A 22,090-nucleotide genomic window follows, 5' to 3' on the forward strand; every position below is an offset into this window, starting at 1 on the left:
AGGAGCTGAATTATAATTCAGCTCCTTTTTTTTTGCAAAACATAAATTAACTATACCATTCTATTTTTTCGCTTATTTTTTTGAGCAATTAATGCATGTTCAATTATTATTTTTGCTTCTGTTGCATTTGATAATTCAGCATACTTCAATGCTGTAAATCCTTTATCAGATTTCATTTTTAATTTTGCTCCATTTGCTATTAATAATTTAGCAATTTTAACTCTATTATGTCTTGCGGCAAACATTAAAGGTGTTAACCCATTTGATTTTTTGTTAACATCTACTCCTTCATTAATTAAAGATTTAACTGCTTCATAATCTCCCATTTGAATTAACTTACAAAAAGCATTAATGGTTAAGGTCTTTTTGGTGAAATTTAACGATTTAAAATTTGATGTAATGGTTGACGCTGTTGTTATACTTACAACTGCGAAAAAAAATACTGTGGTAACTAAAAATTTCTTCATAATTTAAAATATTTAAACATTAATAATTATACTTAAAAGACTACCTAAAACTAAAAATGTTAAGCCTAACTATAGTATTTAACAAGTATTTAACACCTAACAAATTTTTTATCTACTTTTAATAATTATTAAAATATCGCAATCGTTTTAGTAAATTAACATTCAATTAACGCCTAATTTTAAGGTAGTTAAGCAGATTCATTTGTATATTTGAACTTCAAAAATAATTAACATAATTTCCGATGAATAAGAAAGTAATTTTAATGATTTTAGATGGTTGGGGAATAACTCAAGATCCAAAAGTTTCTGCAATTTTTAATGCCCAAACATCTTATATAGATAGTTTATACAACCTATATCCAAACGCAAGTTTACGTACTGATGGTGAACATGTTGGATTACCAGTTGGACAAATGGGTAATAGTGAAGTTGGACACATGAATTTAGGAGCAGGACGTATTGTTTACCAAAACTTGGTTAGAATTAATATGGCTGTTGAAAACAAAACTTTAGGAAAAGAAAAAGTGTTATTAGATGCTTTAAATTACGCTAAAGAAAACAACAAAAACATTCACTTATTAGGTTTAGTTTCTAATGGTGGTATACATTCTCATATTAATCATTTAAAAGGTCTTTTAGATGTAGCTGCTGAAAACAATGCAGAAAACGTGTATTTACATGCATTTACTGATGGTAGAGACTGTGACCCAAAATCTGGAGCTTACTTTATTAACGATGTTCAAGAATACATGGCTGAAACAACTGGAGAAATAGCTTCAATTTGTGGACGTTATTATGCAATGGATAGAGATAAACGTTGGGAACGTGTTAAAGTTTCGTACGATGCAATGGTGAATGCTGTTGGTGAAAAATCAACAGATGCTGTAGCTAGTTTGAATGCAAATTATGATAATGATGTAACTGATGAATTCATCAAACCAATTATTATGACTAATGCTGAAGGTAATCCTAAAGCAAAAATTCAAGAAGACGATGTAGTTATTTTCTTTAACTATAGAACAGATAGAGGTCGAGAATTAACAGAAGTGTTAACGCAACAAGATTACCCAGAGTTTGATATGAAAACGCTTCCTCTTCATTATGTAACAATTACAAATTACGATGAAACTTACAAAGGAATTAACGTAATTTATAATACAGCAAATTTAGAAAATACATTAGGTGAAGTTTTAGAAAAAGCAGGAAAAAAACAAATTAGAATTGCTGAAACTGAAAAATATCCACACGTAACTTTCTTCTTTTCAGGTGGAAGAGAACAAGAATTTGAAGGTGAAAAACGTTTATTATGCCCTTCTCCAAAAGTGGCAACCTACGATTTAAAACCAGAAATGAGTGCTTACGAAATTAAAGATGCTATTATTCCTGAATTAGAAAAAGGTGATGTTGATTTTGTTTGTTTAAACTTTGCAAACGGAGATATGGTTGGACACACAGGTGTAATGGAAGCAGCTATTAAAGCTTGTGAGGCTGTAGATTCATGTGTAAAAGATGTAATTACTACAGCAGTAGAAAATGACTATACGGTATTAGTTATAGCAGATCACGGAAACTGTGAAACTATGGTGAACCCTGATGGATCACCTCATACAGCACATACAACAAACCCAGTTCCATTTATTTTAGTTGACAAAGATTTAAAAAACATCAATAGCGGTGTTTTAGGTGATATTGCTCCAACTATTTTAAAACTAATGGGAATAGAGCAACCAGAAGAAATGACACAACATTCATTAATTTAATTTTCACACCATTGAATTTTTAAACAAATGAAAAAAATAATTTTAAGCCTATTTATTACAACGCTATTTTTTGCTTGTAATCAACAACCAAAAGTTACAAAAGCAACTTTAAACGAAGATGGCGATTTAATTGGAGTTACAACTAAAAATCAATTTTTACAAGAACCTTTTAACGAATGGTTTGAATCTGGTTATGAAGACTATAGCTTAAATAATGAAATTATTTCAAAACTAAAACCTTTGATAAATAATGTAACAATAAAAGCTTTTATGGGAACTTGGTGCAGCGACAGTCAAGAACAAACACCTATATTTTACAAAGTTTTAGAAGCAACAGAATTTAACATGAATAATTTGGAACTAATTGCTGTTGACCGAGATAAGGTTACACCAGATAGTTTAGAAAAAGGTTTTAATATAGACAGAGTTCCAACTTTTATATTCTATAAAAACAATGAAGAAATTGGTCGTTTTGTAGAGTATCCAAGAGAAACTGTTGAAGCAGATATGCTTAAAATTATTAGTGGAGAACCATACAAACACTCTTATCAAGAGTAATTTTATAGATTTAAAAAAAAGCCGTTTTCTTTCGAAAACGGCTTTTTTTTTGTTTTTAATTAATATAATAATGTTTACATAAAAGACAAAAATGTATTAAAAGCTTGTATATTACTTTTCTAATTTTGAAAATAATAAATACAAGAAATGCTGACAAACAATAAATTAAGTTTAAAAGAAAAAATTGGATATGCTTTAGGTGATGGAGCAGCAAATATTGCATGGAGAGGAGTTGCTACATTTTTATTCATTTTTTATACTGATGTATTTGGATTAAATCCAGTTACAGTTGGTGTTTTATTTTTAGTAGCAAGGTTTAGTGATGGAATTAGCGATATTCTAATGGGAATTATTGGAGACAGAACTAAATCTAAATATGGAAAATTTCGCCCTTGGATTTTATGGACAGCCATTCCTTTAGCAGTAATACTTGCCTTGTTATTTACTAGCCCCGATTTTAGCAACTCTGGTAAAATTATTTACGCATATATAACCTATATAGTTTTCACCTTACTTTATACCGCCAACAACATTCCTTACGGTGCTTTAATGGCCGTAATGACTGGTGATGACAAAGAACGTACAACTTTAGGTTCTTTTAGAATGGTAGGAGCCTTTGCTGGTGGAATGTTAGTTCAAGGTGCTTTACTATTTTTAGTAGCGTATTTTGGAAACGTTAACCCTAGTATAAAGGTTGATAATTTAGCAGATAAAAAGTTTAAAGTTGAAGTTTCATCTTCAAAAAATATAGAAAATGTAAACATAAAAACTGAAGATGGAATAGCAACATTTGTTTGGGAAGATGCTACTATTACTTCAGAAGAAAACACACCTACACGTGGAAAAAGTTTTTCTATGGAAGCCCATAAAAAATACTCATTTATAGTTTCAGGTGAAGAAAATATAGAGGAAAGCAATATTTCAATTATAGATCAAAAAAAAGGTTATAGCAATTCCATGTATGTAATGTCAGCTTTTTTAGCCCTTTTTATGTTTATAACATTCTATACAACAAGAGAAAGAGTACAACCTCCAAAATCTCAAAAAAATAATTTAAAACAAGATTTAAAAGATTTAATATCAAATAAACCTTGGCTTGTATTATTAGTAATTGGACTTTTATTCAACATTTACAATTCTATAAAGCAAGGAATTACTGTTATTTACTTTACACATTATTTAAACAATCAATTATTGGCAGCTTCATTCTTGGTAGGTTTAATGTTAGCTTCAGTAGCTGGAGCTATGCTAACCTCTCCATTAGGAAGAAAACTAGGAAAACGAAACTTGTTTATTTACGCACTTTTATTTTCTGGAGGCGTAAATGCTTTGTTAGTGTTTTGCAGTCCAGAAAATATTGGCGCAATATTCACCATAGGAATTGTTTCAGAATTTGCAGCAGCAATTTTTCCAACCTTGTTTTTTGCAATGTTAGGTGATGCAGCCGATTATTCAGAATTTAAAAATGGTAGAAGAGCAACAGGCCTTATTTATTCCGCTGGCTCATTTGCAACCAAGTTTGGAGGTGGAATAGCTGGAGCAATAATTGGATTAATATTAGGAGCTTTTAATTATAATGGTCAGGATACATCTTCCATAAAAGGTGCTATTCCTGGTATAATAATGTTAATGAGTTGGGTACCTGCAATTATTACAGTTGTAGCTGCTGGGTTAATGACACTATACCCTTTAAACCAAAATAAATTGAATGAAATTACTACAGAACTAAATTCAAGAAGACTAAACGAACAACAAAACCAGATAATAAATAAACCAAACTAATTGTTTAGAGTGTTTTTATTTTTAATAAAATAAAAACACTCCAAAACACAAATTAACCAACTATGAAGTACGGATATTTTGATGATGATAATAAAGAATATGTTATCACAGAGCCTAAAACTCCTTATCCTTGGATTAACTATTTAGGAAATAAAGATTTCTTTTCGTTAACATCGAATACAGGTGGAGGTTATTCATTTTACAAAGATGCCAAATTTAGAAGATTAACTAGATATCGATATAATAATGTTCCAATTGATGATGGTGGAAAATATTTTTACATTAAAGATGAAGATACTATTTGGTCTCCAGGTTGGAAACCTGTTAAAACAAAATTAGATAAGTACGAGTGTAGACATGGCTTAAGCTATACCAAATTTATTGGAGAAAAAAATGGTGTTAATGCTGAAGTTCTACAATTTATTCCACTTGATTTTTTAGGTGAAATTCAACATGTAAAACTAAAAAATACTTCATCAAAAGAAAAAAACATAAAACTATTCTCGTTTATAGAATGGGCGCTTTGGAATGCTGAAGATGATATGACTAATTTTCAAAGAAACCTAAACACTGGTGAAGTGGAAGTTGAAGACTCTGTAATTTACCATAAAACAGAGTTTAAAGAAAGAAGAAATCATTATGCTTTTTTCTCTGTAAATCAGAATATTAATGGTTTTGATACTGATAGAGAATCATTTATTGGTTTGTACAATGGTTTTGAATCTCCACAAGCGGTTGAAAACGGAAAAGCATCAAATTCTGAAGCACATGGATGGTCACCAATTGCTTCGCATTACATTGAGGTTAGCCTAAAACCTAATGAAGAAAAAGACTTTGTTTTTATGTTAGGCTATGTTGAAGTAGATGCAAAAGACAAATGGGAAAGTAAGTCGGTAATTAATAAAAAACCTGCAAAGGAAATGATTGCCAAATACAATACTAAAGAAAAAGTAGAAAATGCTTTAAACGATTTAGCACTGTATTGGGATAATTTATTGGGTAAAATAAACATTTCTTCTAACGAGCCAAAATTAGACAGAATGGTTAATATTTGGAACCAATACCAATGTATGGTTACCTTTAACATGTCTAGATCAGCATCTTTTTTTGAATCTGGTATTGGACGCGGAATGGGTTTCAGAGATTCAAATCAAGACCTTATTGGCTTTGTGCATCAAATTCCTGAAAGAGCTAGAGAAAGAATCATTGACATTGCTTCAACTCAATTTGAAGATGGCTCTTGTTACCATCAATACCAACCATTAACTAAAAAAGGAAATGCAACTTTAGGCGGTGATTTTAACGATGATCCATTATGGCTTATTCTATCAACAACAGAATATATTAAAGAAACTGGAGATTTTTCTATTCTAAATGAAAAGGTTCCTTTTAATAATGATGTTTCAAAAGCAAAATCACTTTTTGAACATTTAAAAGTATCCTTTTATCACGTTGTAAATAATCTTGGACCTCATAATCTTCCGTTAATTGGAAGAGCAGATTGGAACGATTGTTTAAACCTCAACTGTTTTTCTCAAGACCCTAACGAATCTTTTCAAACTACAGGTAACAAAAAAGGAAAAACAGCAGAATCGCTTATGATTGCTGGATTATTTGTGGTTTATGGAAAAGAATTTGTTAAACTTTGTAGAGAACTACATTTAGATGATGAAGCAATTTTTGCTGCAAAACACATTAATAACATGTCTGAAGCAGTTAAAAATTACGGTTGGGATGGCGACTGGTTTTTAAGAGCATACGATTACTACGGAAACAAAGTTGGATCCAATGAAAACGAAGAAGGAAAAATATTTATCGAATCTCAAGGTTGGTGTTCAATGGCTGAAATTGGTCTAGAAAACGGCATGGTTAAAAAATCTTTAGACTCGGTTAAAAAATATTTAGATTGTGATTATGGAATTGTTTTAAATAGCCCAGCTTATTCAAAATATTATGAAGAATATGGTGAGATTTCAACTTACCCTATAGGGTACAAAGAAAATGGAGGTGTTTTTTGCCATAACAATCCTTGGATTATGATTGCTGAAACCATACTTGGACGCGGTGATCAGGCATTTGAATACTATTCAAAAATAGCACCCAGTTTTTTAGAAGAAATTTCAGAGTTACATAAAGTTGAACCTTATGTTTATTGCCAAATGATTGCTGGTAAAGAAGCACACAAACCAGGCGAAGCAAAAAACTCTTGGTTAACAGGAACAGCTTCTTGGAACTTCTATGCAATTACTCAATATATATTAGGTATAAAACCAGATTATAATGGTCTTTCAATAAATCCATGTATTCCTTCAGAATGGAAAGAATTTAACGTAAAACGAGTATTTAGAGGAACCGTTTACAATATTCATGTTAAAAATCCATATAAAGTATGTAAAGGAATTAAGGAAATTAGAGTAAATGGAGAAAAAATAGAGTCAACAATAATCCCTATTTTAGACTCTAATAAAGAACATAAAGTTGAAGTAATAATGGGATAGTTTATTAACAAATTAATTTAGAAACAAATTTCGAATTAAAATACAATACTATTTAACTTTAAAAGGGTTTAGTTCTACTTAGAATTGAACCCTTTTTTTTTATAAAGTTCTTTTAATTCCAACAAATTCATTTTTAAACTCTTTTGGTGTACAATGTTTAGCTTTTTTAAAAAGTCTATTAAAATTTGCTAAATTATTAAATCCACATTTAAAGCTAATTTCACCAATACTCAAATCTGTTTCTAGCAACCATCTAGAAGCAAAACTAATTCTAGTAGCGTTTAGATAATGTATAAATGTTTGACCTGTTCTTTTTTTAATAAATCTATTGAACGAAACAGGACTCATATTTACCAATTCTGAAATTTCATTTAATGTTATAGTTCTTGAAAAATTTTGTTGAATATAATCGTAAACAATTTTAATCTTATCACTATTGTGAAAATCCTCTTTTTCAACACTAGATTTTGATAAAAGCGTTTGATTTTTTGATTCCGCCAAATCATTTAATATAGAAATAAACTCTAAATAATACCTTATTCCCTGTATTCTGGGCAATACCATTAACCTCGGCATTATAAAATTTGTGGTTTCTCTAGAAAAAAGAATCCCATGTTTAGATCTGCTAAACATTTCTTTAATAGGTTTAAATATTCTTCTAGACAACATTTTATCACCTAATAAATCATTATGAATATGAATAGTTATTTCATAAATTTCTTTACAAGTACAATCATTTAAAGTCCAACCATGAACAATATTTGGACCTACTAAAACCAGTTCTAAATCATCAATCACTTCTGTATGATCCCCAATTATTCTCTTTACTCCTTTACCTTTGTAAATAAAATTTAACTCATATTCTGGATGAAAATGAATTGGAAAATCAAAGTCGTCTTTAATTCTTTCTTCAACCAAAAAACTATCCTCGGGTATAAGCCTAGTTATTTCTCTGTGAGCATTTACTATCATAAACCAATATTAATAAAACTTGAAATAAAAATACAAAGAAATGACAAAAATCAATTAACATTCTTTTAACATAACTTATAACTTTGTGTAAGTTATTGCTATAAATATTTAATTATCAGCTTATATCTATCAAAAAATAGCATTAACTTAAAGTTAACCAAATAAAAAAGAACAATTAATTAAAACATTTTTTTATGAAAATTAAATTTTTAAAAGGTATTTCAGTGTTTTTATTCCTTATGCTGTGTTCAATTACACAAGCGCAAGAAATAAAAGGGACTATATCTGATGTTAATGGACCTTTACCTGGTGCAAATGTAGTGGTCAAAGGAACAACAAATGGAACAACCACAGATTTTGACGGTAATTTTATTTTATCTCAAGTTTCTTCCGATGCAGTTTTACAAATTAGTTTTGTAGGTTATGCTTCTCAAGAAATTCAAGTTAATGAAAAAAGCACATTCAATATTATTCTAGTTGAAGATGCAAACTCACTTGAAGAAATTGTTGTTGTAGGTTATGGATCTAAAAAGAAAAGTTTAGTAACCGGAGCAATTTCTAGTATTAAATCTGACGACATTCAAAACAATGCTTCAACAAGAGTTGAACAAGCAATGCAAGGTAAAGTTTCTGGTATTTCGGTTTTAACAAACTCTGGTTCTCCAGGTTCTGCATCAAAAATTAGAATTAGAGGTACAGGCTCAAATGGTAATTCTGATCCAATTTATATTGTTGACGGTATGAAAACATATAGTATTGACAATATAGAAGCTGGAGATATCGAATCTATTGAAGTTTTAAAAGATGCTGCTTCTTCAGCAATCTATGGTACTGAAGGTGCAAATGGAGTTGTAATTGTAACTACTAAATCTGGTAAAAACTACGAACACCCAGTAATATCATACAATTCACAATTTGGTATTCAAAGTGAACGTACAAAAATGGATTTAATGAATGAGTCTCAATACAGAACTTATTTAAATGAAGCTGGTGTGCAAAATATAGCTTCAAATGGAGTAAACACAAACTGGTTAAATGAAGTTTTTGAAGATGCTTGGATGGAAAAACATCATTTAAGTTTTGCAGGTGGAAATGAAAAATCTACCTATCTAGTTTCAGCTTCTTATACAAACCAAGATGGTATTGTTGGTGGAAGTCAAGCTAATTTTAAACGTTATACTGCACGTTTAAACTCTAAACATCAAATTAAAAAATGGTTAGAAATTGGAAATAACTTAACATATTCTAATACTGCAAGAAGTGTAATTGATGAAGATGATGAGTATAGAGGTATTTTAAACAATGCCATTTTAATGGATCCATTAACACCTGTAGTTTATGATGGTGTTCCAAGTAATGTAACTGATTTAGTAAATGCTGGACAAACTATTTTAACTAATAGCGATGGACAATATTATGGTTTACCAGCTTATGTAACTGGAGAAATTGCAAATCCAGTAGCTATGCTAACAATTCAAAATAGAAATACAAAAACCGATAAAATATTAGGTACTTTCTTTGCCAATATTAAACCAACTGAAAAACTTGTTATTACTACTAGATTTGGTGTTGATGTAAACTATTCTACACAACACAATTGGAATCCGGTTTACTATGTATCTTCTGAAAGACAAAATTCTTTAGCAACAGTACAAGATGATATTACAAAAAATACATCTTGGCAATGGGAAAATTTTGCTACCTACAAAAGTAACATAGGCAAACACAATTACACTATTTTAGCTGGTATGTCTGCTGAAAAATATCAATCTCCAAACTGGTACTTATTCTCTGGACCAATGCCAAAAGAAGGCGACAACTATGCGTATCATGATTTTACACAAAACGATGATTTAGATCAAGTAGGTGGTACTTTTATTGAACGTAAAAAAACTTCATTATTTGGACGTTTTTCTTATGATTTCGATGATAAATACTTATTAGAAGGAACATTACGTTATGACAAATCAAGCGCGTTCTCTCCTAAAAACGATGCTGGTTTATTCCCTTCAATCTCTACTGGTTGGGTAATTTCAAAAGAAGATTTTTGGAAAGACGAATTAAAAGTTGATTACTTAAAATTAAGAGCTTCTTGGGGACAAGTTGGTAGTGATCAAAACTTATTAGGTAACGAAGATTTACAGTTTTTTGTTAGTGAAGGTATAAAAATACCTGATGGAAATGGTGGTTTTTTACCTGGTTATGAAGCTGGTTCAATACCAAACCCAGATCTAACTTGGGAAACTTCAGAACAATTAGATTTAGGTTTAGACTTAAGAGCTTTTGACGGTAGATTAAAATTCTCTACAGATTATTTCGACAAAAAAACAAAAGATTTAATTGTAAGTGGAAACAGTTTAATTCCTCTTTCTGTAGGTCGCCAATACGGAAGTTTTAATGGTGGTACAGTTACCAACAAAGGTTGGGAATTTGAATTAGGTTATAATGATAATGTAGGAGATTTTAGATATAGTGTTAACTTAAACCTTTCAACACTTAAAAACGAAGTTACAAAACTAGCAGTTGACTCTCCAATTGATGGAGTTGAAGTTAGAGGTTTTACAGGAACAACTCGTTTTGAAGAAGGTGAACCAATCTGGTACTTTAGAGGTTATAAAACAGATGGTATAGACCCTGCAACAGGTGAAGTAATTGTAGTTGATGTTGATGGAAGTGGTGATATTACACCAAATGATATTACAAACATTGGAGATCCACATCCAGATTTACTATATGGTGGACAAATTAATTTAGGTTACAAAAACTTCGATTTTAATTTAAATTTCCAAGGAACTTACGGAAACGAAATCTACATGATGTGGAATAGAACAGATAGAATTTATTCTAATAAACCATCTTTCTTATTTGACAACAGATGGACAGCACCTGGGGATGTTGCTTCTTATCCAAAAGCAGATGTAACAAGTGATGAATTATACCGAAGTGATTTAATGATTGGAGATGGATCATATATGAGAATTAAACAAATTCAATTTGGATATAATTTACCAAAAGAAATTATTGAAAAATTAAGTTTAGATCGTTTACGCTTTTTTGTTTCACTTGAAGATTACTTCACATTTACAAAATACGAAGGTTTAGATCCTGAAGCAGGAAGTACAAATAACTTAAGTCAAGGTATTGATAGAGGTGTGTACCCAATTCCTGGAAAAATAATATTTGGTTTATCAGTAAACTTATAATTTTAAAAAAGTAAACAATGAAAAAATATATTAAAATAATAATACTAGGTGTGTTAATCTCTTTTCTGAACACATCTTGTAGTGACGATTTTACCGAAGTTGATCCAATTGGATTAATTAACGAAGATGACTTTTTAACTACCGATGAAGAAGCAGAATCTGTAATTTATGGTATATACGATCTAATGGCCTGGAACTATAACAGACCTTGGCACAGTGCTTTTTTCTTAAAAGTTTTACCTGGAGATTGCGCAAATGCAGCTGGAGGTAATTCTGGAGATCAATCACAATTACAACAAATAGATGATTTTGAACACGTAGCAGATAACCCTTCAATAACTGGTGTTTGGGAAGGTTATTACAAAACAATTGGTTTAGCTAACGTTTTAATTGAAAAATTAGAAGCTTCAGAATTAAGTTCAAAAAACAAATTTATTGCAGAAGCTAAATTTTTAAGAGCATATAGCTATTTTGAATTAGTTACATTATTTGGAGATGTTCCTTTACGTATTACAACTCCACAAACTATTGATGAGTTTGCACTAGCAAGATCTCCAAAAAGTGAAGTTTATGTTCAAATTGAAAATGATCTAACTGACGCTATTGATGGGTTACCTGCAAAAAGCGCAATTAGTCAACCTTTTAGAATCTCTAATGAAGCTGCACGAGCTGTATTAGGAAAAGTGTATTTATTTCAAGAAAAATATGACCTTGCAAGTATTGAATTTGAAAAAGTTATATCTAGTATGGCTTTTGATTTAGAACCAAATTTTGAAGATATATGGAAAACTGAAAACGAACATGGAATTGAATCTTTAATTGAACTTTCTTATGTAAGTACCGAACAATACGACTGGGGTAATTTCCCTTGGGGAGGAAGACCTGAAAGTAACATCCACGCACAACTTATGGGACCAAGAGGTGATGGTATTTTTGATGTAGCAGCAATTGGTGTTGCAAACGGTTGGGGTTTCAATTTACCAACTGCTAAAATTGGTGAAGCCTACGAAAATGCAGGCGATATGGTTAGAAAAAATGCAACATTAATTTCAGAAGAAGATTTAATTGCCGCAGGAGGATCAGTAACTGAACCTGATGCAGGAATCCATGATTATGAAGGCTATATACGCTTAAAATACGTTACAAGAACTGAAGATACTGATGGTCCAATTAACGAGTTAAATTATGGTATTAATTGGAGATTATTAAGATATGCAGATGTATTATTAATGGCCGCTGAAGCTTATCATAAAAACGATGAAGATGGAAAAGCTATCATAGAATTAAATAAAGTTAGATATAGAGCTGGGTTACCAGATGTTACTGCTACCGGTGACGCTTTATTTGATGCTATTGTAACTGAACGTCAATTAGAATTATCTTTTGAAGGACAACGCTTCTGGGATTTAGTTAGATGGGGAATGGCAGATGCTGAACTATCAAGTTATGGATATCAATCTAAACATGCATTATATCCAATTCCATCTAGTGAAATAAGTAGAAATAGTCTGATTAATGAAGAAGATCAAAATGCAGGTTATTAATATTCATAATAATTAATTAAGTTTAGAAGCCGTTTTCCTTTAAAGAAAACGGCTTTTTTAAACAAATAATTGAGAAAAACCAGCTACTCAATAAATTTTAAATCGTACTAATATTTAACCTTTAATTTATGAAATACACCCAATTTATAATCGCTATTTTAATTTGCAGTGTATTAATTTTATTTTGTTCAAATAACTTAAACGCACAAAACAAAAATAATATTGATAGTATTCTTTCTAAACTTACGTTAAAAGAAAAAATTGCTATGATTCATGCACAATCAAAATTTAGCACACCTGGTGTTCCCAGACTTGGGATACCAGAATTATGGATGTCTGATGGACCACATGGTGTTAGAGCTGAAATTAGTTGGGATAAATGGGAACATGCAGAATGGACAAACGATTCAATTACTGCTTTTCCTGCATTAACTTGTTTAGCCGCAACTTTTAACCCTAAACTATCCAAAGAGTATGGCATAAGCCTTGGTGAAGAAGCTCGTTACCGAAAAAAAGACGTTTTATTAGGGCCAGGAGTTAACATCTATAGAACTCCTTTAAATGGAAGAAATTTTGAATACATGGGGGAAGATCCATATTTAGCTTCAAAAATGGTTGTTCCATATATACAAGGTATTCAACAAAATGGTGTTGCTGCTTGTGTTAAACATTATGCATTAAATAATCAAGAAAAATGGAGAACACATATTAATGTTGAAGTTAGTGATAGAGCTTTGCACGAAATTTATTTACCTGCATTTAAAGCAGCTGTTGAAAAAGGTAAAGTTTGGTCTATAATGAGTGCTTACAATCAATTTAGATGGCAATATTGTAGTCATAATGAAAAACTAAATACTATTCTTAAAAAAGACTGGAATTTTAACGGTGTAATAATATCCGATTGGGGAGCTACTCACAATACTAAACAATCTGCCTTATATGGTTTAGATATTGAAATGGGAACAGGAACAGATGGACTAACACACTCTTTAAAAAATGCTTACGACAACTATTACATGGCACTACCTTTATTAAAAATGGTAGAGTCTGGTGAAATTGAAGAAGCATTTATTGATGATAAAGTAAAAAGAATTTTAGGCTTAATGTTTAAAACTACCATGAACAAAAATCGTTCTTTTGGTAAAATGAACACTAAAGAACATCATTCAACAGCAAAAAAAATAGCATCAGAAGGAATAGTGTTGCTAAAAAACAACAATTCTTTTTTCCCTATTGATACTATAAAAAAAATAAAAATAGCTGTTATAGGTGAAAATGCAACCAAAAAAATGACTCTAGGAGGAGGTTCTTCAGAATTAAAAGCTCAATTTGAAATTTCACCATTAGAAGGAATTCAAAATAAATTTAAAAACGCAACAGTTTTACATGCAATGGGTTATTCTTCAGGACCATCCATTTACGGAGAAATTATTCCTACTGAATTTGACAATAAAAAACTTAAAAAAGAAGCAATTGAAGTTGCAAAAAAATCTGATATTATATTATATTTTGGTGGATTAAATAAAAACCATCAACAAGATTGTGAAGGTGATGATAGAAAATCATTTGAATTACCATTTGGTCAAAACGAACTATTAAATGAAATTTTAAAAGTAAATCAAAATGTAGGAGTAGTTTTAATTAGCGGAAATGCAGTTGAAACACCTTGGATTTTAAAAATAAAAGCACTTATCCAAGGATGGTATTTAGGAAGTATAACAGGTGAAGCTTTAGCCGAAATAATAAGTGGAGATGTAAATCCTTCTGGTAAACTCCCTTTCTCTTTCCCTAAAAAATTAAAAGATAATTCAGCGCATTATTATGGTGAATTGTCTTACCCAGGAGATAGTATCAATCAATATTACAAAGATGATATTTTAGTCGGTTATCGTTGGCACGATACAAAAAAAATAAAACCTCAATTTGCTTTTGGTGAAGGATTGTCATACACTACTTTTAAAATCTCAAATGTTGGAGCTAATAAGAAGGTTTATAAACAAGATGATAAAATTATTATTACAACTACGGTTACAAATTCTGGAGATAGAGAAGGTGCAGAAGTTATTCAGGTTTATATTGGAAAACCAAACTCAAAGGTTAATAGAGCTTTAAAAGAATTAAAAGCATTTAAAAAAGTGCATTTAGAAAAAGGGGAATCTAAAACTATTGAGCTACAATTAAATCTTAAAGACCTTTCTTATTATAATGAATCAATATCAAATTGGGAATTAGAAAAAGGTAATTATACAATTTTTGTTGGAAATTCATCTCAAAATATTATCAAAAAATTAAACATAATAATTAAATAATATGTCTAAAAAAATATTTATTCTGCTACTAGTTTTAAGTGCCTTTGCTTGTAATCAAAAACAAAAAAACACTAAAATAAAACCTGTAAAAGAAACTCTACAAATAGAAGGTAAAACAGCAGTTATTATAACAACTGCAAAAGACACTAATTTAAGACTTACAAAAACAGATGAGGTAAAATTTTCTAAAGCCAATCAACCAACTGAAACGGCTAATTCTGTTTTTGTAAACCCAAATCACTCATTTCAAACTTTTATAGGTATTGGAGGAGCCATAACAGATGCTTCTGCTGAAGTTTTTGCAAAATTATCTAAAGAAAAACAGCAAGAATTACTTTCTGCTTATTATGGAAAAGATGGTATAGATTATACTTTAATGCGTACTTCAATTCATAGTTGTGATTTTAGTAGTGAAAGTTATACTTATATTGAAGAAGGAGATAAAGAACTAAAAACTTTTAGTATAGAACACGATAGGCAATATAGAATCCCAATGATTAAACAAGCAATTAAAAAAGCAGGTGGAAAAATGTTATTTTATATGAGCCCATGGAGTCCACCAGCGTTTATGAAAGGCAAAAAAGACATGCTAGGTGGTGGTAAATTATTACCTGAATTTAATAAAGCTTGGGCAAAATATTATGCCAAAACTATACAAGCTTACGAAAAAGAAGGAATACCAGTTTGGGGAATTACTATACAAAACGAACCAATGGCAACACAACGTTGGGAATCTTGTATTTATACTGCTGAAGAAGAACGTGATTTTCTTAAAAATTATTTAGGACCAACATTTGAAAAAGAAGGTTTAGGTGATAAAAACATAGTTGTTTGGGATCATAATCGTGATTTACTTTCATATAGAGCTAGCACTATTTTTGATGACCCAGAAGCTTCAAAATACGCTTGGGGAATTGGATTTCATTGGTATGAAAATTGGAGAGGTGGAGAACCAAATTTTAACGCTTTACAAACGGTACAAGAAGCATACCCTGATAAAAAATTACTTTTTACTGAAGGTTGTAACGAGGCTTTTGACGCGGCAAAATACCAATACTGGCCAAATGCTGAAAGGTATGGAAAATCTATGATTAATGATTTTAATAGAGGAACAGTTGGCTGGACAGATTGGAACATTTTACTAGATGAAACTGGTGGACCAAACCACGTACAAAACTTGTGTTTTGCCCCAATTCATGCTGATACATCTTCTGACAAAATAATTTATACTCCAAGTTATTATTATATAGGACATTTTTCAAAATACATTCGTCCTAATGCAAAACGATTAAGTACAACTTCAAGTATTAGTTTTTTAGAAAGTACTTCATTTAAAAATGAAGATGGTAAAATTGTAACAGTTGTTATGAATACAACCAATAAAGATATTTCTTATAATTTATATGTTGGAACTACAATGGCAATACCAGTTAATATACCAGCACGTGCAATGCAATCAATAATATATTAGCATTATTTATGATTCTTAAATTAATTAAAAAGCCGTTTTTCTTTTGAAAGGAAAACGGCTTTTTTCTATAATAAATAAACTATTTTTTTGTTGTTTCAAAATATTCACGCTCCATACTTTCTCTAAAATCTGGATGAGAAATTTTTATTAATTCTGCAACACGTTGGTTAACGGTTTTACCATATAAATTTGCTACACCATATTCTGTAACTATATAATGTACGTTTGCTCTAGTTGTAACAACTCCTGCACCTTTATATAAAAAAGGAACAATTCTACTTATACCTTTATTAGTAACAGAAGGTAATGCTATAATAGCTTTTCCTCCTTCACTTAAACTAGCTCCTCTAATAAAATCCATTTGTCCACCAACACCAGAAAACATATTAGCACCAATAGAATCTGCACAAACTTGGCCAGTTAAATCTACTTGAATAGCAGAATTAATAGCGACCATTTTTGGATTTTTTCTAATATTAACCACATCATTTGTATAATCACATGAGCGCATTTCAATAAACGGATTATCATCTACATAATCGTACAAACGTTTAGAGCCACCTAAAAAAGTAGTTAATGCTCTTCCAGCATTTACACCTTTATAATTTCCATTAATAACATCTTTCAAAATTAAATCAATAACTCCATCAGAAAACATTTCAGTATGCAAGCCTAAATCTTTATGATTTCCTAAACGAGACAATACCGCATTTGGAATAGAACCAATTCCCATTTGCAAGGTGCTTCTATCATCAATTAATTCAGCAATATAATCTCCAATTTTGTTTTCAATTTTAGAAGGCGTTGGCATATGAAACTCATGAATAGGAACACTTTCTTCAACAAAAATATCTAATTCAGAAATATGAATTAATCCTTCACCATGCACTCTCGGCATTTGATCATTTATATGAGCAATTACTTTTTTTGCATTCGAAATTACCGCTAAAATTGCTTCAACAGAAACACCTAAAGAGCAATATCCATGCTTATCAGGAGTTGAAACTTGTATTAAAGCAACATCTACAGGTAACACATTTCTTTTAAATAAATTAGGTACTTCACTTAAAAACACTGGTGTATAAGTTCCATTTCCCGCTTTTATAGTGTGTCTAACATTTTTACCTATAAAAAGTGAGTTTACATGAAAACTATCTTTATAAATTGGGTTTGCATAAGGCGCATCTCCCTCTATATGTAAATGACAAACTTCAACACCTCTTAACTCTTCATGTCTGGCAGACATTGCATTAATTAATATTTGGGATGCAGCCGCAGCTGCCTGTATATATACTCTATCGTGTGATTTAATAACTTTTACAGCTTGCTCTGCTGATACTGGTTTATACATAATTGGTTTTTTTTAGCTTATCGTGTAAATTTAATAATGATTTCGTAAAACAACCCTAACAAAGATCATTTATTTTGCGTTTTTTACAATTTACTTTATTTCTTTAGCGCTGTGCTTTTATATTTTTTTAATTTACCTTTGCCTCATTAATTTTGTATCAAATGATTAAAATAAAAACTCGCGAAGAAATTGAACTTATGCGCGAAAGTGCATTAATAGTATCTAAAACTTTAGGATTATTAGCCAGAGAAGTAAAACCAGGTGTTACAACTTTACACCTAGATAAGTTGGCCGAAGAATTTATTAGAGATAACGGAGCTATTCCAGGATTTTTAGGTCTGTATGATTTTCCAAATACACTTTGTATGAGTCCAAATGCTCAAGTTGTTCATGGTATTCCTAATAATAAACCTTTAGAGAACGGAGATATTATTTCAATTGACTGTGGTGCTTTAAAAAATGGTTTTTATGGAGATCATGCCTATACGTTTGAAGTTGGTGAAGTAGCAGAGGAAACCAAAAAATTATTACAAATAACAAAAGAAAGTTTATACGAAGGAATTCGCGAATTTAAAGCTGGTAACCGAGTTGGAGATGTTGGTTGGGCAATTCAAAACTATTGCGAAAAACATGGTTACGGAGTTGTTAGAGAATTGGTAGGTCACGGATTAGGTAGTGTTATGCATGAAGATCCTGAAATGCCAAATTATGGGCGTAGAGGAAGAGGTAAAAAATTTATTGAAGGAATGGTAGTTGCTATTGAACCTATGATAAATTTAGGTACACACCGAATAAATCAATTAAGAGATGGTTGGACTATTTTAACTAAAGATAATAAACCAAGTGCTCATTTTGAACATGATGTTGCTATTGTTGATGGAAAACCAGAGCTACTTTCTACATTTGCGTATGTTTATAAAGAACTAGGTATTGAAAGTAATGAAGAAGATGAATTTAGAAAACAACCTTTAGTTTTATAAATAATTGAACAAACTATTTAAATTTTTTCTGAATAACATTCCTCGTCCAATATTAATTAAAGTTAGTTATTGGGTTAGACCATTAATTGCTTTATTTTTAAAAGGAACTACCTTTACCGACCCAATTGATGGTAAAAGTTTTCGAAAATTTTTACCGTATGGTTATGGCACACAGCGTTCAAATGTATTATCGCCAAGTACACTTTCATTAGAACGTCACCGGTTACTTTGGCTGTATTTAAAAAACGAAACTGATTTTTTTTCTGAAAACAAAAAAGTACTACACCTTGCTCCTGAACAATGCTTTTTAAATCGGTTTAAAAATCTTAAAAATTTAGATTATATAACTGCCGATTTATATTCTCCAATAGCAGATGTAAAGGCTGATATTTGCAATTTACCTTTTGAAAACAATAGTTTTGATGTAGTTTTCTGCAATCATGTTTTAGAACATATTGAAGATGATGCTAAAGCTATGAGTGAATTGTATAGGGTTTTAAAACCAAACGGATTAGGTATTTTTCAAATTCCACAAGAATTAGATAGAGAAAAAACCTACGAAGATTTTTCAATAACTTCTCCAGAAGAACGCGCTAAACATTTTGGACAATACGATCATGTAAGAGTGTATGGACGAGATTATTTTGATCGACTTCGCGCTGTTGGATTTAAAGTTGAAGAAATTGATTATTCTTCAACCTTACCAGAAGAATTAATAAAAAAATATTGTTTAGTTAAAGGTGAAATTTTACCTGTTTGTACTAAATAATTATTCCTCTAAATTAAAAGAAGCATACGTTTCTAATTCTCCTTTATTATTTGAAAAAATTAAAAACACTTTTAATTCTGGATGCTTTTCAATAAATTTTTTAGTTTTTTCTAAACCCATAGCCATAAACGCAGTTGCATAACCATCAACATCGGCACAATCTTTTTCTGAAATTACAGATGCACTTAATAAATTACTTTCTGTAGCATAACCAGTTTTAGCATTAATAGTATGCACATATTTTTTGCCATTATCTGCAAGTCTAAATTTTCTATAATTTCCAGATGTAGCAATAGATTCATTTTTAAGTGAAATTGCAGTTACAAAACTTCGGGTATTGTCAAAATTTGGCTTTTCTATAGCAACTCTCCATGGAATACTTTTTTGATTAAAACCTCTAGCTCTAATTTCTCCTCCTATTTCAACTAAATAATTTTCTACATTATTTTTTTCGAACATTCTTCCAATTACATCTACTAAATAACCTTTTCCAATAGCATTAAAGTCCAAGTAAACTTCAGAAGATTCTTTAATAACTCTATTTTTTTCAATTTTTATTTTATCTAATCCAACATATTGCAATAACGAATCTACTTTAGTAGCACTTAATTTTTGTAATGTTTTTTTAGGTCCAAATCCCCAAGCATTTACTAAAATTCCAACAGTTGGATCAAATTGACCTTCGGTTTCTTTATAAATTTTATACGATTTTTTAAAAACTTCCTTAAAAATTTCATCAACCACAACCGTAGAATCTCCATTGTTTATTTTTGAAATATCAGAGGTAGGGATATAGGTTGAAGTAGATTTATTAACTGCAGTAATTAAACTATCTATTTTACTTTCAAAATCTATAGTAGAATCACCTAAATACTTAATTGAAAATGTAGTTCCTATTGCATTTCCAGTAAGTACATTTAACTTTTTAGTGTTTTCTACACATGAAATAGAAACTAACCCAATTAATAGAAACAAAAAATTCTTCATTATAGTGTGCTTTAAAAATTTCTACAAAGATATTATTTAAAAAGTCATAAATTCATCTTAAAATCATACAAAAAATGTACAAACTACATTTCTTTTTATTAAATTTGTTTCATTAAAAATCCTTTTTTGAATTATGAAAAAATTATTAATTGTAGCAGTAGTATTATCAGTTGGCTTAAGTTCTTGTGTTTCTAAAAAACAATACGCAGATTTAGAAAGCAACTTTAATAAAAAAAGCCAAGAGTTAGTTGATGTAAAGGCTGACTTAATGAAATGTAGAATTGAATCGGACAGTAAAGTTTCAGCTTTAGAATTTAAAGTTGAAAGTTTAAAGAAAGACAAAGAAAAAACGTTAGAATATGTTGATAATTTAACTGTATTGTCTAAATCAGCATCTGATAACATTAAAGAAACATTAGCTCAAATGAGCAAAAAAGACGAATATATCCAACACATACAAAAAGCAATGACTAGAAAAGATTCTATAAATCTTGCTTTAGGATTTAAATTAAAAAGTGTGTTGAAAGATGGTTTCAATGATGAGGATATACAAGTTGATGTTGAAAAAACAGTTGTTTATATTTCAATTGCTGATAAATTATTATTTAAAAGTGGTAGCTCAACAGTTTCTAACGATGCTAAAAATGTGTTAAGTAAAGTAGCTGAAGTAATTTCTGCACAACCAGATTTAGAAGTTATGATTGAAGGTTATACAGACAACAAACCAATTAGCACAGCTGGAATTAAAGATAACTGGGATTTAAGTGTAAAACGTTCTACTTCTATTATTAGAGTTTTACAAAACGACTTTAATATTGCTCCAGAAAGATTAATTGCTGCCGGTAGAAGTGAGTATAAACCTTTAGAAAGTAATGATACGGTTGAAGGTAGATCTAGAAACAGAAGAACTAGAATTGTACTAATGCCTCAATTAGAACAATTTTTTGAATTACTAGAAAACAAAGTTGAATAGTTTTAATAATTAAAACATAATATTTAAATAAAAGAGCTCGATATTTTATCGAGCTCTTTTGTTTTTTATTCTAATTACTTATAATGTAAAGTGTTTATTCCAATAGTTACTCAACTACTGAAATACAAAATTATTTAAACACCTTTAATACAATACTCCTTCCCTACTCAATAAATATTTAAAATCTAGTACACTTTTTTCAATTAATACACATAAAAAAAGATTATAAAACCCTTTTAAATTAAGTTTAAACTAGTTTCTAAAAACTATTTAGTAGCATTAATTTTACGCCCAAAAAGCTTTAAAATGCAAAAATCCTGACAATCATACGATTATCAGGATTAAAGTTGACCCACAAGGACTCGAACCTTGACTGACGATACCAAAAACCGGAGTGCTACCATTACACCATGGGTCATTTTGCGAGTGCAAATTTAACGCAAAGTTTTTATTCAACAAATAATTT

General features: G+C 30.2%; 15 protein-coding genes and 1 tRNA gene. 11 read left to right on the top strand and 5 right to left on the bottom strand.

All coding sequences use genetic code 11. From position 1 onward, the window contains the following. Nucleotides 1-50 precede the first annotated feature (50 nt). Nucleotides 51-467: an ankyrin repeat domain-containing protein gene (locus tag R3X25_RS02470; RefSeq protein ID WP_317671512.1), complete on the bottom strand. Its 417-nt coding sequence runs from the start codon at nt 465-467 to the stop codon at nt 51-53. A gap of 242 nt (nt 468-709) precedes the next feature. On the opposite strand from R3X25_RS02470, the gene gpmI reads away from it, so the two are divergent. The 4 genes from gpmI (at nt 710) to R3X25_RS02490 (ending at nt 7,065) form a co-directional block, all read left to right on the top strand. Next, nucleotides 710-2,227, top strand: coding sequence for a 2,3-bisphosphoglycerate-independent phosphoglycerate mutase (gene gpmI / locus R3X25_RS02475; protein WP_317671514.1), 1,518 nt, complete (start codon nt 710-712; stop codon nt 2,225-2,227). A gap of 27 nt (nt 2,228-2,254) precedes the next feature. Then, nucleotides 2,255-2,785, top strand: a complete 531-nt coding sequence (locus tag R3X25_RS02480; RefSeq protein ID WP_317671516.1) for a thioredoxin family protein — start codon at nt 2,255-2,257, stop codon at nt 2,783-2,785. Nucleotides 2,786-2,932: 147 nt separating this feature from the next. Further along, nucleotides 2,933-4,567 carry an MFS transporter gene (locus tag R3X25_RS02485; protein WP_317671518.1) on the top strand — a complete coding sequence of 545 codons (1,635 nt, stop codon included), beginning with the start codon at nt 2,933-2,935 and terminating at the stop codon, nt 4,565-4,567. 62 nt (nt 4,568-4,629) lie between these two features. After that, nucleotides 4,630-7,065 (top strand): GH36-type glycosyl hydrolase domain-containing protein, encoded by a 2,436-nt coding sequence (locus R3X25_RS02490; RefSeq protein WP_317671520.1) that lies wholly within the window; start codon nt 4,630-4,632, stop codon nt 7,063-7,065. A 99-nt stretch (nt 7,066-7,164) separates the two neighbouring features. On the opposite strand, the gene R3X25_RS02495 is transcribed toward R3X25_RS02490, so the two are convergent. Beyond that, on the bottom strand, nt 7,165-8,037 hold the full coding sequence (locus tag R3X25_RS02495; protein ID WP_317671522.1) for an AraC family transcriptional regulator: 873 nt from the start codon (nt 8,035-8,037) through the stop codon (nt 7,165-7,167). A 194-nt stretch (nt 8,038-8,231) separates the two neighbouring features. On the opposite strand from R3X25_RS02495, the gene R3X25_RS02500 reads away from it, so the two are divergent. The 4 genes from R3X25_RS02500 to R3X25_RS02515 all read left to right on the top strand — a co-directional run bounded on the left by R3X25_RS02500 (nt 8,232) and on the right by R3X25_RS02515 (nt 16,564). Further along, entirely contained in the window at nt 8,232-11,240 is a 3,009-nt protein-coding gene (locus R3X25_RS02500) for a TonB-dependent receptor (protein ID WP_317671524.1), read from the top strand. Between the two features lie 17 nt (nt 11,241-11,257). After that, nucleotides 11,258-12,784, top strand: coding sequence for a RagB/SusD family nutrient uptake outer membrane protein (locus R3X25_RS02505; protein ID WP_317671526.1), 1,527 nt, complete (start codon nt 11,258-11,260; stop codon nt 12,782-12,784). 128 nt (nt 12,785-12,912) lie between these two features. Further along, the gene (locus R3X25_RS02510; protein WP_317671527.1) at nt 12,913-15,093 is read left to right on the top strand and encodes a beta-glucosidase; all 2,181 of its coding nucleotides are present in this window, start codon (nt 12,913-12,915) and stop codon (nt 15,091-15,093) included. A gap of 1 nt (nt 15,094) precedes the next feature. After that, a complete protein-coding gene (locus R3X25_RS02515; RefSeq protein ID WP_317671529.1) occupies nt 15,095-16,564 on the top strand; it encodes a glycoside hydrolase family 30 protein in 1,470 nt (489 codons plus the stop codon). Nucleotides 16,565-16,643: 79 nt separating this feature from the next. Here the strand turns inward: R3X25_RS02515 and R3X25_RS02520 are convergent, their stop codons facing one another. After that, the gene (locus tag R3X25_RS02520; protein WP_317671531.1) at nt 16,644-17,915 is read right to left on the bottom strand and encodes an acetyl-CoA hydrolase/transferase family protein; all 1,272 of its coding nucleotides are present in this window, start codon (nt 17,913-17,915) and stop codon (nt 16,644-16,646) included. Between the two features lie 161 nt (nt 17,916-18,076). Here R3X25_RS02520 and map point away from each other — a divergent pair, with 161 nt between their 5' ends. After that, on the top strand, nt 18,077-18,895 hold the full coding sequence (gene map / locus R3X25_RS02525; RefSeq protein ID WP_317671533.1) for a type I methionyl aminopeptidase: 819 nt from the start codon (nt 18,077-18,079) through the stop codon (nt 18,893-18,895). A gap of 4 nt (nt 18,896-18,899) precedes the next feature. Continuing rightward, nucleotides 18,900-19,664, top strand: a complete 765-nt coding sequence (locus R3X25_RS02530) for a class I SAM-dependent methyltransferase (RefSeq protein ID WP_317671535.1) — start codon at nt 18,900-18,902, stop codon at nt 19,662-19,664. Here R3X25_RS02530 and R3X25_RS02535 read toward each other — a convergent pair whose 3' ends face one another. Further along, entirely contained in the window at nt 19,665-20,651 is a 987-nt protein-coding gene (locus R3X25_RS02535) for an FAD:protein FMN transferase (protein WP_317671537.1), read from the bottom strand. 133 nt (nt 20,652-20,784) lie between these two features. On the opposite strand from R3X25_RS02535, the gene R3X25_RS02540 reads away from it, so the two are divergent. Further along, nucleotides 20,785-21,624: a flagellar motor protein MotB gene (locus tag R3X25_RS02540; RefSeq protein ID WP_317671539.1), complete on the top strand. Its 840-nt coding sequence runs from the start codon at nt 20,785-20,787 to the stop codon at nt 21,622-21,624. Between the two features lie 347 nt (nt 21,625-21,971). Here the strand turns inward: R3X25_RS02540 and R3X25_RS02545 are convergent. Further along, nucleotides 21,972-22,042: transfer RNA gene (locus R3X25_RS02545), tRNA-Gln, on the bottom strand. Nucleotides 22,043-22,090 lie beyond the last annotated feature (48 nt).

Source organism: Lutibacter sp. TH_r2, from assembly GCF_033101135.1.
Classification (GTDB): domain Bacteria; phylum Bacteroidota; class Bacteroidia; order Flavobacteriales; family Flavobacteriaceae; genus Lutibacter.